The following is an 11820-nucleotide window of genomic DNA, read 5'->3' as shown; positions in this document are numbered from 1 at the left end:
ATTTTACATCACGTTTCACATCACGATGCGTCCAAGCCGAGCCCCAACCAGACCCCCCGGGCCAACGCCGCGAGCGCCGCGTCGAGGCGCCAGGCGTCCTTGCGGCGCACTCCGGCGAGGTTGCTGATCCCCCGCAGCTCGGCAAAGGGCAGGCCGTGCCAGAGCGCGACCCGGGCCAGCGCCGCGCCCTCCATGTTCTCCACCGCGCCCCCCCAGGCCTTTCGCACCGCGTCGGCCTCCTTGAGGTCCTCGGAGACCTTGTCCCGGGTGACGAAGGGGAGCGGGAAGAGCCCCAGGCGCTCGGCCAGGCGGCGGGTGAGCGCCTCGTCGGTGGGGAAGCGGTTGTAGTAGCTCCGGCCCCCGATCGAGAGCGCGGGAAACCCCAGCGGCTTAAGCCCGGCGCTGCTTCCCAGGTCGGCCTCGATCTCGCTCGAGGCCAGCGCCAGCTCGCCCAGCCCCAGGCCGCTCCCCGGATAGGCCCCGCCGATCCCCAGGGCCACGATCGCCTCCGGCCGGGCGGTCTCCAGGTAGGCGGCGAGGGTCATCGCCGCGTTGACCTTGCCCACCCCCACCTCCAGCCAGCGCCAGCCACGGCCGCTGAGCCCCTGCCGTCCGCGAAAGCGCCAGTTCTCCTCGGCGCGGGCCTCGAGGAACCCGGCCTCGAAGGGGGTGGCGCTGACCAGGAGGATCATCGCGGCCGTCCCGTAGGGTCGAGCGGCGGGTAGGGCAGGCCCTGGCGCCTGAGCTCGGCGGCGCGCTCGGGATAGGCCCACTCGAAGAAGACCCGCTGGTAGGTCGCGGGGTCCAGCCGGGGGCGGTCGTAGAGCCCCGCGGCCAGGCGCTGGCGCTGGGCCTCGAAGAGGATCACCGCGGCCGCGACCGAGACGTTCAGGCTCTGGGCCATGCCCAGCATGGGGATGACGATCGCCTGGTCGGCGAGGGCCGCGGCGGTCTCGCTCACCCCCCACTTCTCGCTGCCCAGGAGGATCGCGGTGGGGCGGGTGTAGTCGAGCTCCCGGTAGTCGACGGCGTCGGGGGAAAGCCGCGTGGCCAGGACCTGCATCCCCCGGCCCTTGAGGTAGGCGATCGCGCGCTCCACGTCCGGGTGCACCCGCAGATAGACCCACTTCGCCGCGCCGCCGGCGGTGTCGTGGTGGGTGGGGACGCCCCCGGTGGGGTGCACGGCGTGGGCCTCGAAGACCCCGACCGCGTCCGCGGTGCGCAGGATGGCCGAGAAGTTGTGGGGCTTGGAGACGTTCTCCATCAAGACGGTGAGGTCCGGCTGGCGCCGGTCGAGCACCTCGCGGATGCGGGCCAGGCGCGCGTCGGTGGGCATCGAGGCCGATTCTATCAGGAAGAATGTCCCCCGCCTTGCGCGCTAGCCTGGGGATGAAGGGGGAAAGCATGTCGAGGTCCTGGTTGCTGGCCGGCTTGCTCTTCGTGCTCGGCGCCTGCGCGCCGAAGGTTCAGGTCGCGGTGCCCACCCCGGCGCTGCCCCAGCCCGAGGTTCACCTGGCACTGCTCCCGGGGAACGCCCTGCCCTTTGCCGACGACTTCGAGGGCTACCCGGTGGGGGCGCTCTTGCCGCTCGCTAACCCCGGGGCCTACCGCCTTTGGCTCGCGTCCGGCGAGGCGCACAACGACATCGCCTACGTCGCCGAGGCGGTCGGTCCCGACGGAAAACGCGAGAAGGCGGCGGTGATCCGCTACCCCTGGGGCGGGGGCGGGGGCCTGGCGGCGCTGGTCACCGGGGCGGAGGACTGGAAGAACTACCGGGCCGAGGTCACGTTCAAGGTGAAGGACGACCAGTGGTGGGTCTACGCCAACATCAACGGCCAGGGGGCCCACGCCTACGTCCTCGAGGTCTATGGCCGGGACGCCAAGCTCTACAAGCAGATCGGCAAAGAACGCACGGTCGTCGCCCGGCGCGAGATCTCCGGACCCCGCGACGACGGCCGCTGGCACCGGTTGGTCGCCGAGTGCCGCGAGGACGGGGTGACGATCACCGTCGACGGCGAGGTCCTGGCCGACGTCCAAGACGCCGACCCGGCGTTTGCCCGGGGCGGCTTCGGCCTTCAGGCCAGCCGCTACGGCCGCACGTTCTGGATCAGCGCCTGGCGCTTTTCGCCGCTTGCCGCAACCGGGCGATGAGCGGCTTGATCCGCGCCGCCTTGACCTTGAGGGCGCTCTTGTTGACCACCAGCCGGGCGCTGCTGTGGAGCAGGGGGCGGACCTCGACGAGGCCGGCCTGCCGCAGGGTGGTGCCGGTCTCCACGATGTCCACCGCCGCGTCGGCGAGCCCGACGAGCACCGCCAGCTCGACGTTGCCGTGGAGCTTGATGACGTCGGCGGCGATGCGCTCGGCCTTGAGCCAGCGCTCGGTGACGCGGGGGTACTTGGTGGCCACGCGGCGGATCGGCCGCCGGTCGTTGGGCTTGCGGATCAGGCTCAGCCGGCAGGCGCCGAACCCCAGGTCCACCGGTTCGTAGAGATCCCGCCCGGCCTCCTCGAGGTTATCCTTGCCGACCACCCCGAGGTCGGCGATGCCCAGCTCGACGTAGGCCGGGACGTCGGCGTTGCGCACCAGGATGAGCTCGGCGTCCTCGCCCTCGAGGTGCATTTGGCGGCCTTCGGGGGCGGGCAGCCGGAGCCCGGCCTCGGCCAGCGTCTGGCGGCTGGCCTCCAGGAGCCGGCCCTTGGGGAGGGCGACGACCAGCCTCATCCCGCCTCCATCAGCCGCTCCAGCCCCAGCGCGAAGCCGGCGGCGAAGGGCAGCAGCCCGCCGTCGTAGCGGCCGCCGCCGAGCAGGGGCAGGCCGAAGTCTGGGGTGTAGGCGCGGAAGGTCAGCCCGGTGTAGTAGTCGAAGCGCCGGGCCATGCCGAAGTCGAAGATCAAGGGCACGTCGGGGAGGCGGGCGCGCACCGCCTCGAGCCAGTCCAGGTCCAGCTTGGCGCGCTCCGAGAGGGCGTGGGTCCGGGCCTCCTTGAGCACCTCCTCGCCGCCGTAGAGGTCGGCGAGGGCCAGGATCGCCGCCCGCACCCGCCCTTGGACCCCGAAGCGGTCGAGGAGGCTGGCGAGCTCGGGGACCGCCTTCTTGTCCAGCGCCCGGCGCAGGGCCTCGCACTCGGCTTCGGGCAGGCGCGCGGCCTCCAGGACGTCGTGGACGAAGGCCGGAAGGCCCACCTCGATCACCGCCTGGCGCACCCCGGCGGTGTTCAGCGCCGCGTAGGCCAGGCTCAAAAGCTCGGCGTCGGCCTCGGGGCTGGAGATCCCGACGAGCTCCACCCCGACCTGGGTGAACTCGCGCAGCCGTCCCACCTCGGCGCTGGCCTCGCGCAGCCAGAGCTTGCCCACGTAGCGGTAGCGCCCCGGGGCCTCGGCCTGGCCTTCGGCGACCAGGGCCCGGGCCAGGGCGGTGGTGAACTCGCTGCGCAGCATCAGCACCTCGCCGGTCTTGTCGACGAGCTTGAAGGCCCGGGCGTAGAGGGGGTGTTCGGGGTCCGCGGGCTCGAGCACCGGCACCTCCACCGGATCGTAGCCGTGGGCCGCGAAGAGGCGGCCGAGGGCCTGGACCAGCCGCTCGCGGCGGCGGGCCTCGTCGCCCAGGTAGACCCGCGTCCCCTCCGCCCTCATCGGGAAAAGTATACGGGTCTCGGGTCCGCCCAGCGAAACCCTTCGGGGTGGATCTCGGTGCCGATGGCGTGGACCTCGAGCCCCTCGGCGACGGCGGCCGCGAGCGCCTTGGCGAAGGCCGGGTCCTCGGGGCAGGGGAAGAATCCCTGGGCCTTGGGGTGCAAGAGGGCGAAGACCAGAATCCCCCCGCTCGCTCGCAGCCCTTCGAGGTGCTTTCTGGCCCGCGTGCTGGGGGCGTCGGGAAAGCAGGCCAGGCTGCCCTCGAGCTTGGTCGCGGACTTCATCTCCAGCGGCCGGCGCCGCCCCCGGTCCTCGACCAGGGCGTCGAAGCGGCCCTTCGCGTAGCGGGGCTGGTGGGCCAGAAAGCGGTAGCCGAGGCGCGGGACCAGGGCCTCGAGCGCGGCCTCCGCCTGGCTGGAATCGAGGAGGACCCAGGCCCCCCGGTCCTCGGCGAGGAGGACCCGCCCCTGGGTCTTGGGGGTGGTCTTGGGCACGAACAAGAGCCGCGTCCCCGGGCGCAGCCAGGCCAGCCGCCCGGAGTTGGCGAGGTGCAGCCGGAGCTGCTCGCCCCCCTCGCCCTCGGCGAGGACGACGAAGCGGTTGGGCCGGGCCACGAAGCGGGCCGGCCGGGTCGGGGGGAAGCGGCGGTCGAGGGCCACCCCTAGTATTCCTCGATGAAGAGCTGGCCGGGGTGCCGCCCGGTGTGCCGCTCAAAGCCCCGTTCCTCGATCAGAAAGCGCATCACGTTCTCCACCATCCGCGGGTTGCCGCAGAGGTAGACGTAGGTCGTTTCGGGGTCCAGGGGGATCCCGGTCTCGGCCTCGATCACCCCCTCGGCGAGCAGGTCCTCGATCCAGGCCCGGTGCCCCAGCCAGCTCGGCCGGGGCTCGGTCAGGGTAGGCAGGTAGGCGAAGTGGGGGAAGGCGCGGTGCATGAAGCGCAGCTCCGGGTAGTAGGCGAGCTCGTTCAGCGTCGCCGCGCCCTGCACCAGCCCCACCCGGGGGTGGGTGGCCTGGTGCACGTGGGAGCGCAAAAAGCTCATGAAGGGGGCCACCCCGGTCCCGGTGCCGATCATCAGGATGTTCTTGTCCGCCGGGGCCTCGGACATCTTGAAGGCCCCGACGATGCGCTCGCCGACCTTCAGCCGGTCCCCGGGGCGGAGCTGGAAGAGGCGCGGGGTGAGCTGCCCCTCGCGGTAGAGGGAGAGGTAGAACTCGAACTCCCGGGTGTCGTCGCGCGCCGAGGCGATCGAATAGGCCCGCTGGATCAGCTTCTCCGGCGGCGCCGGTTTGCGGTCGGGCAGGGCGTAGGGCACCCGCAGCTCGAAGCCAAAGAGCCCCAGCGTGGTGTACTGGCCGGCGGAGAAGGTGGGGCGGGGGGTGTCGGTCACCACCCGGATCAGGATGTAGTTCTCGGAAAGCCGATCCCGGCTGACCACCGTGGCGTTGTAGTGCGTCTCGCGCAGCGCCTCCCACCAGCGTTGTTCTTCGTGCATGTCAAACTCCCAATCGCCCAGCCTACCAGGTTCGGGCTTGCAAACTTATACTTTGGGCATGCGAGATCTCTCGGCGCGGGTGCGCGCGCTCAAACCCTCGGCGACGGTGGCGATGAACGCCAAGGCCCTCGAGCTCCGCCGGCAAGGGGTGGACGTGATCGCGCTCACCGCCGGCGAGCCGGACTTCGACACCCCGGCGCACATCAAGGCCGCGGCGGTGCGGGCGCTGGAGGCGGGGAAGACCAAGTACACCCCCCCGGCGGGGATCCCCGAGCTGCGCGAGGCGCTGGCCCGAAAGTTCGCCCGGGAGAACGGCCTCGACTACGCGCCGGACCAGATCACCGTCGGGGTGGGGGGCAAGGGGGTGCTCTACAACCTCTTCCAGGCCCTCTTGGACCCCGGCGACGAGGTGGTGCTGATCGCTCCCTACTGGGTCTCCTACTCGGCCCAGATCGAGCTCGCGGGGGGCGTGCCGGTGGTCGTGCCCAGCGAGGCCGAGGCGGGGTTCGTGCCCGATCCCGAGCGGGTCGCGCGGGCGATCGGGCCGCGCACCAAGGCCCTCGTTGTCAACAGCCCGTCCAACCCCACCGGGGCCGTCTACCCCGAGGCGGTGCTGCGCGCGCTGGCCGAGCTCGCGGTGCGCCACGACCTCTACCTGGTCTCCGACGAGATCTACGAGCACCTGGTCTACGAGGGGGCCCACTTCTCCCCGGGGCGGGTGGCCCCCGAGCACACGATCACGGTCAACGGGGTGGCCAAGACCTACGCGATGACCGGCTGGCGGCTGGGCTACGCCGCCGGACCCAAGCCGGTGATCGAGGCGATGACCAAGATCCAGGGCCAGTCCGTGACCCACCCCACGACCTTCGTGCAGTGGGCGACGATCGAGGCCCTGGAGAACCCCGAGAGCCAGGCCTTCATCGCCCACGCCCGGGCCACCTTCGACCGGCGGCGGCGGTTCTTCGTCGAGGGGTTGCGGCGGCTGGGGCTTTCCGTCCCCGAGCCCAAGGGGGCCTTCTACGTGATGCCCGACGTGCGCCCCATCGCCGAGGACGAGCTGGTGGCGGCGACCCGGCTGCTCGAGGAGGCGCGGGTGGCGGTGGTGCCGGGGACCGACTTCAAGGCGCCGGGGCACGTGCGCATGAGCTACGCGACGAGCGACGAACACCTGGCCGAGGCGCTCTCCCGGATCGCCGCCCTGATGTGAAGGCGCGGGGTGCACAGCACCCCGCGCCCCGGACCGAACGCGCTTAGTTCAAGACCTCCATCCAGGCCTCTTCGAAGAGCTCCCGGGCGGCCTCGAGGGTGACCTCGAGGGCCTGGGCCACCTCCTCGGCGAGGAGGTTGATCGCCCGGCGGAAGGCCTGGCGGTCGAGGTCCGGCAGGCCGCGCTCGACCTCCCAGGCGTGCAGCTGACCGGCGAGGATGGCGATGCGGTAGGGGTCGCCCTCGGCGAGGATCTCGGTGACCCGCCGGTGCCGCGCCGCCCACTGCTTGGGCAAGGGGAGGCGGCCATTCTTCAAGCGGTCGAGGATCTGCGGCACCTCGTCCCGGGTCAGCGCCGGCCGCAGGCCGACCTTGGCGGGGGCGTCCACCGGTACGAAGGCCTTGGACCGCGTTCCCGGGAACTCCACCGTGTAGTAGGCCCGAGGGCTTCCCCCGACCTTGCGCCGGGCGATGCCCGCGACGACCCCCACCCCGTAGGGGGGGAGCACGACTTTGTCTCCTGGACGGTACTCCTTCACGCACCCGCTCCTTTCTTCCAGATCTCCACCAGCGTCTTCAGGTACGGCGCCCGGGGTAGCTCCAGCTGGGGGCTGCAGCCCATCGAGGCCAGGGCCGCGGCGGCCATCCGGGCGTCGAGGGGGCGCAGCTCGCCGGCCTCGATCCCGGCCTGGATGAAGCGCTCCAGGATGCGCTGGTAGCGCTCGTGCAGCCCCTTGAGCCAGGCCTCCTTATCGCCCTCCACGGCCTCCGACGCCACGGCCGCCCAGAGCCCGCGCCACTCCTCGATGAACGCGAAGCGGCGGGCCAAGAGCCGCTCCAGGCGCTCGAAAAACGGCGCCTCCTCGCGGGTGATGGCCTCGGCGTCGGCGTAGAACGCCAAGGTGCGCAGCTCGACCAGCTCGCGCAAGAGTTCCTTCTTGTCGCGAAAGTAGAGGTAAACCGTCCCCTTGCCGATCTCCGCCGCTTTGGCGACGTCTTCGATTTTGAGTCCGCTGAGGCCACGTTCCCTGAGGACCCGGAGGGTGGCTTCGAGGATGAGCGTGCGTTTATCGGCGTTCCGGGCCGCAAGGGTCACGCATCTAAGGGTAGCATACCTCCCCGCAGTTTTCATGAGAAAGGCGTATAAAATACGCATTCCCCGGCTTTTCGCTGTATAATTAGCGTGTCTATGGCCAAGCAGTTGGGTGGTTTTGTGTTCACAGGCGGCGGCGACCCCCTGACCGGCGAACTTTCGGACCTCGAGCAGGTTCTGCTTGGCCGAGCGGGCGGGCTCGCGCTGTTCTTGGTCACCGAGGAGCTCACCGACCAGGCCGAGGCCTGGCGCGAGGTCTACCGCCGGGCGCTCCTGGCCAAGGCGGTGGGGGTCTTGGTCTTGAAGAAGCGGGCGATGGCCGAGGACCCGGCCCTCGCCGAACGGGTGGCCCGGGCCCCGCTGGTCTGGCTGGCCTCGAGCGCCCTGGATCGGTTTTTGGATCTGCTCTCGGGAAGCCGGCTGGCCCATGCCCTGGTGGAGGTCGTGCTCTCCGGGGGGATGGTCGGGGCCTTTGGCGCTGCCAGCGGGGTCCTCGGAGCGACCGCGGTCTTGCCCCTGGAGGAGCGGCTTGGCTTTAGCTACGGCCTCGGCTTCATGCCCGGGGTCGTGGCCCTGCCGGGCTTCGAACGGCCCCAGGGCTTCTTAGCGCTGGCCGAGGCCACCGCGGCCCAGCCGGACCTCACCGGGCTGGGCCTGCCCCGGGGCAGCGCGGTCTGGGTCAGCCCCAAGGGCGAGGCCTGGGTGCAAAAGGGCCGGGTGGCCCGGCTCGCGGCCGAGGCCAGCGAGGTGCGCGCGGGGAGCATCCGCAACCTGAACGTGGACCTGCTCGCCGCCGGCGAGCGCTTCGCCGTGCCCGCCTACGGCCCCGGGGCTTAGGCTCGGGGCATGGGAGGACTGACCGACCTTTCGGGCTTTCGCGTCGGGGTCTGGACCGACGCCAAGCACCGCACCGGGGTCACGGTGATCCGCGCCGAGGGCGCGGGGTTCGTGGCCTCGGCGAGCTTTCTGGGGCCCGCCCCGGGGAGCCGCGAGGCCGCGCTCATGGCCCCTGAAAAGCCGGTCGCGCACCTCGACGCCCTGGTCTTCACCGGGGGCTCGGCGCTGGGCCTCGAGGCCGCGAGCGGGGTGGCCCGGCGCCTGGCCGAGGAGGGAGTGGGCCACACCACCCGGGTGCGGCCGATCCCCATCGTCGCCGCCGCGGTGATCTACGACCTCCTCTTGGGAGCGCCGGTCTGGCCCGACCTGGAGGCCGGCTACCTCGCGGCCCGCGCGGCCTCGCGGGCGCCGGTGCCGGAGGGGGCGGTGGGCGCCGGGGCCGGGGCCAGCGCGGGCAAGTACGCGACGCCGGTCCCCACCGGTCAGGGCAGCGCCCTCGTCGCGGAGGGGGCGGTGCGGGTGGCCGCGCTGGCCGTGGTCAACCCGGTGGGGGACGTCTACGACGAGGCCGGGCGCCTGATCGCGGGCCACGGCCGGCCGCGGGCGGCGCTGGGGCGGGCGCTTGAGAACACCACCCTGGTGGCGATCGGCCTCGAGGCCCCCCTCAGCAAACCCCAGGCCAAGCTCATCGCCGACGCCGCCCACGCCGCGATCGGGCGCGCGGTGCGCCCCTCGCACACCCCCTGGGACGGGGACGCGACCTTCGCCCTCAGCAGCGGCGTCGGGCCCGAGGCCCCCTTGGGCCTCCTGGTGACGCTGGCCCAGGAGGCCACCGCCGAGGCGATCCGCCGCGCCGCTAGAGCCGGATCCGCTCCGGGTCGGGGTTCTTGATCGCCACCCGGCGGCGGGTCTCGCCGGTCGGGGTGAGGGTGAGGACCAGCGCGTCGGGGAAGAGGGCCTCGTCCCCCCACTCGATCGCGGTCAGCCGGGCCTCGTCCATTGCGTCCAAGAGCCCCAACGCGATCGCCGCGCTGGGGTCCTCGAGGCGGTAGAGGTCGACGTGCAAAAGCGTCCCCTCGGGGGTGGGGTAGGCGTGCATCAGGGTGTAGGTGGGGCTCGTCACCCGGCCGGAAAAGCCCAGGGCCTCGGCGAGGTGGCGCACGAAGGTGGTCTTGCCCGCCCCCAGGGGGCCTTTGAGGAGGATCACCGTCCCCGGGGGCAGGGCCCGGGCCAGGCGCTGGGCCAGGGCCCGGGTTGCGGCCTCGTCAGGAAGCTCGAGGGTCATGGCGTCAACCGCCGCAGGAGCTCCAAGAGGGCCGCGCGGGGGCCGGCGTAGATCTCCTCGTGGTCCTCCGCGCGGCGCACCACGACCGCCTCCGATCCACCGGTAAGGACCAGGAGGCTGGCCTCGGGGTCGAGCGCCCTGGCCGCGCGGATCCACTCCCGGAGCGCGGACTCGTTGAGCTGGACCTCGCCCTCGAGGCCCAAAGCGTCGAGCCGGCCGCGGCGGAACCCCGGGGGCAGGGGCGCCGTTTCGACGTCGAAGACCCCCAGCAGGGCGTCGACGTCCACCCCCTTGAGCTCGGCGGCGAGGTCCCGGGCGGCGGCGTGTTCGGCGGCGAGCTGCTCGAGCAGCCCCTCGACCTCCTCGAGGCCGCGCTTGAGCTCGAAGAGGCCCTGGGTCCCGAGCCGCTCGATCCGGGAAAAACCCGCGTCCAGAAAGCGCATCAGCGCCCCGGCGCGGCTCCGGGTCTCGCCGGTGGTGTCGCGGTAGCGCTCGAAGGCCTCCTGCGCCCTTTGGTAGCGCGCGACGAGCTCGGCCTTGAGCGCCTCCCGGCGCTCGGCCAGGGCCCGGGCCTCGGCCTCCAGGGCCTCGAGGTCGGGGAGCTCGTCGGCGAGCCGGGCCTCGGCGTCATTGAGCTGTTCCATCAACGCCTCGCCCCCCAGCCCCTGGTAGCGGGCGGCGACGCGTTTGAGGCGCGAAAGCTGGGCGCGGGCGGTTCGCTTTTTGCGCTCGACCTCGGTCTCCAGGCGCAGCTTCAAGGCCTCGATCGAGGGCCAGTGCCCCTCGGCGAGCCGGGCCTCGGCCTCGCCGATCTCCTCGAGCAAGACGTCGAAGCGCCGGGCCTTTTCCTTGAGGGCGTCGATCGCCCTGCGGATCGCCTCCTGGGCCTGGCGCTCGGCGGCCTTTAAGGCCGCTTCGGCGTCGTCCAGCCGGCCGCTGGCCAGGGCGGCCTCGATCGGGGTGGTGTCGGCGTGGTCCTTGGGGATGGCCGCCATCCGGGCCTTGATCGCCGCGGCGCGGTCCTCCAGGCCGGCGAGGTAGGCCTTGCGGGCCTCCTCGAAGAGGCCCTCGTCCAGCGTCCTTTCTTCCAGGGCCCGTTCGAGCGCCGCGCGCAGGGCGTTGGGGAGGCGCTCCCCGGCCTCCTCGAGGAGGTGGCGGGCCTCCTCCCGGCGGGCCTCCGCCTTCGCCTCCACCGCGTCCTTGAGGGCCTCGGCCTGCTGCCGCGCGGCGAGCTCGGCCTCGAGCTCGTCCAGCCCCTCGGGGTAGACGCCCCTTTCCAGGGCCTCGCGGAGCGCCGCGAGCTGGGCGGTGAGGGCCGGGGGGTGGCCCAGCTGGCGCAGGCGCTCGCCGGCCCACTCGATCCGCGCCCGAGCCTCGGCGAGGAGCTCCTGGAAGGCCCGCCGGAGCTCGGCCTCGAGGGCTTCGAGCTCCGGCCCCACCAGGCTGCCCGCGTTCAGCCGTGCCTCGAGCGCTTCCACGCGCTCGGCGAACTCCGGGCGCGCGACCAGCACCCGGTAGCGCTCCTTGAGCCGGGTCAGGCGGCGCCGTTCCTCCTCGAGGTCCAGCGCCTTGAGGCGGTCCGCCTGCTCGGGGCTGAGCTCGAGGTCCAGGTCGAAGTCGAGGTCCAGCTCGAGCGTCTCCCCGGGGTCGATCGCCGAGGACTCGACCAGCTTCGCCAGCTCGTGGGCCAGGCCCTGGGCCTCCTCCAGCTCGGCCTGGGCCAGGATCCCCTCCTGCTGGGCGAACTCCAGCTCGCGCAGGAGCATCTGCAGCCGCCGCACCTTGCGCCCGCCGACCTTCTCCACCCGGCGGGCGACCTCCTTCAGCTCGGCGATCGCCTTTTCCTGGGAGACCAGCCGGGATTCCAGCATCTCCTCGAGCTCGGCGACCACCGCCTCGGCCTCGGCGGCCTGGGCCTCGTCCCACTCCTCCCGCAGCCCGGCGACCAGGCGCCTCAAGCGCAGCGCCTCCGGCCAGTCGAAAAAGAGCGCGAAGCGCCGCGCCGCGGCCTCCAGCGCGCCGAGGCGGGCCTCGACGTCGCCGCCGCCCTCGAGGGCCTTGAGCAGCCGCTCGACCTCGGCCCGGGCCTGGGGCGCGGGCAGCTCGAACTGCAGCGCGGGGAAGACCACGCGCTTTAAGAACTGGGCGACCTCGCCCTTCTCCCAGGCGGTTCGGGGCTTCTTGAGACGCTGTTCGCCCTCGGCGAAGACGGCCTCGGTGCGGTCTTTGAGGAGCGGGCGCAGAGCGGCCTCGAGCGCGTTCGGCTGCACG

The 11820-nt window shown here is 72.4% G+C and carries 14 protein-coding genes; 4 read left to right on the top strand and 10 right to left on the bottom strand.

Annotation, left to right across the window (positions count from 1 at the left end):
* Positions 1-20 precede the first annotated feature (20 nt).
* Together mqnB and trmH are read right to left on the bottom strand one after the other, a co-directional pair.
* Complete coding sequence (gene mqnB, locus ACZ48Y_RS06960) at positions 21-692, bottom strand: futalosine hydrolase (protein ID WP_464739786.1); 672 nt, start codon at positions 690-692, stop codon at positions 21-23.
* Complete coding sequence (gene trmH, locus ACZ48Y_RS06955; protein ID WP_464739784.1) at positions 689-1336, bottom strand: tRNA (guanosine(18)-2'-O)-methyltransferase TrmH; 648 nt, start codon at positions 1334-1336, stop codon at positions 689-691. The genes mqnB and trmH overlap by 4 nt, the downstream gene beginning before the upstream one ends.
* Before the next feature lie 68 nt (positions 1337-1404).
* On the opposite strand from trmH, the gene ACZ48Y_RS06950 reads away from it, so the two are divergent.
* Positions 1405-2151 carry a 3-keto-alpha-glucoside-1,2-lyase-like domain-containing protein gene (locus tag ACZ48Y_RS06950; protein WP_464739782.1) on the top strand — a complete coding sequence of 249 codons (747 nt, stop codon included), beginning with the start codon at positions 1405-1407 and terminating at the stop codon, positions 2149-2151.
* Here the strand turns inward: ACZ48Y_RS06950 and hisG are convergent.
* The 4 genes from hisG to ACZ48Y_RS06930 are packed head-to-tail and all read right to left on the bottom strand — an operon-like array spanning position 2108 to position 5128.
* Positions 2108-2722 (bottom strand): ATP phosphoribosyltransferase, encoded by a 615-nt coding sequence (gene hisG / locus ACZ48Y_RS06945; RefSeq protein WP_464739780.1) that lies wholly within the window; start codon positions 2720-2722, stop codon positions 2108-2110. The genes ACZ48Y_RS06950 and hisG overlap by 44 nt on opposite strands.
* The gene (locus ACZ48Y_RS06940; RefSeq protein WP_464739778.1) at positions 2719-3633 is read right to left on the bottom strand and encodes an ATP phosphoribosyltransferase regulatory subunit; all 915 of its coding nucleotides are present in this window, start codon (positions 3631-3633) and stop codon (positions 2719-2721) included. Before ACZ48Y_RS06940 ends, hisG begins: the two co-directional genes overlap by 4 nt.
* A complete protein-coding gene (locus ACZ48Y_RS06935; RefSeq protein WP_464739776.1) occupies positions 3630-4292 on the bottom strand; it encodes a DNA/RNA nuclease SfsA in 663 nt (220 codons plus the stop codon). Before ACZ48Y_RS06935 ends, ACZ48Y_RS06940 begins: the two co-directional genes overlap by 4 nt.
* 2 nt (positions 4293-4294) lie before the next feature.
* A complete protein-coding gene (locus ACZ48Y_RS06930; protein ID WP_464739774.1) occupies positions 4295-5128 on the bottom strand; it encodes a ferredoxin--NADP reductase in 834 nt (277 codons plus the stop codon).
* Positions 5129-5186: 58 nt separating this feature from the next.
* Between ACZ48Y_RS06930 and ACZ48Y_RS06925 the strand changes: the two genes are divergently transcribed.
* Positions 5187-6335, top strand: coding sequence for a pyridoxal phosphate-dependent aminotransferase (locus ACZ48Y_RS06925; protein ID WP_464739772.1), 1149 nt, complete (start codon positions 5187-5189; stop codon positions 6333-6335).
* Between the two features lie 43 nt (positions 6336-6378).
* Here ACZ48Y_RS06925 and ACZ48Y_RS06920 read toward each other — a convergent pair whose 3' ends face one another.
* Together ACZ48Y_RS06920 and ACZ48Y_RS06915 are read right to left on the bottom strand one after the other, a co-directional pair.
* Positions 6379-6873, bottom strand: coding sequence for a CarD family transcriptional regulator (locus ACZ48Y_RS06920; protein WP_464739770.1), 495 nt, complete (start codon positions 6871-6873; stop codon positions 6379-6381).
* Complete coding sequence (locus tag ACZ48Y_RS06915) at positions 6870-7466, bottom strand: TetR/AcrR family transcriptional regulator (protein ID WP_464739768.1); 597 nt, start codon at positions 7464-7466, stop codon at positions 6870-6872. The genes ACZ48Y_RS06920 and ACZ48Y_RS06915 overlap by 4 nt, the downstream gene beginning before the upstream one ends.
* A 57-nt stretch (positions 7467-7523) precedes the next feature.
* Here ACZ48Y_RS06915 and ACZ48Y_RS06910 point away from each other — a divergent pair, with 57 nt between their 5' ends.
* Together ACZ48Y_RS06910 and ACZ48Y_RS06905 are read left to right on the top strand one after the other, a co-directional pair.
* Positions 7524-8264, top strand: coding sequence for a cyanophycinase (locus tag ACZ48Y_RS06910; protein ID WP_464739766.1), 741 nt, complete (start codon positions 7524-7526; stop codon positions 8262-8264).
* A 9-nt stretch (positions 8265-8273) separates the two neighbouring features.
* Positions 8274-9155, top strand: coding sequence for a P1 family peptidase (locus ACZ48Y_RS06905; RefSeq protein ID WP_464739764.1), 882 nt, complete (start codon positions 8274-8276; stop codon positions 9153-9155).
* Here ACZ48Y_RS06905 and tsaE read toward each other — a convergent pair.
* Together tsaE and ACZ48Y_RS06895 are read right to left on the bottom strand one after the other, a co-directional pair.
* The gene (gene tsaE, locus ACZ48Y_RS06900) at positions 9121-9549 is read right to left on the bottom strand and encodes a tRNA (adenosine(37)-N6)-threonylcarbamoyltransferase complex ATPase subunit type 1 TsaE (RefSeq protein ID WP_464739762.1); all 429 of its coding nucleotides are present in this window, start codon (positions 9547-9549) and stop codon (positions 9121-9123) included. The genes ACZ48Y_RS06905 and tsaE overlap by 35 nt on opposite strands.
* Positions 9546-11819: a coiled-coil domain-containing protein gene (locus ACZ48Y_RS06895; protein WP_464739760.1), complete on the bottom strand. Its 2274-nt coding sequence runs from the start codon at positions 11817-11819 to the stop codon at positions 9546-9548. The genes tsaE and ACZ48Y_RS06895 overlap by 4 nt, the downstream gene beginning before the upstream one ends.
* Position 11820 lies beyond the last annotated feature (1 nt).

The organism is Rhabdothermus arcticus, from assembly GCF_055382915.1.
This window is presented reverse-complemented; position numbering and strand designations above follow the sequence as displayed.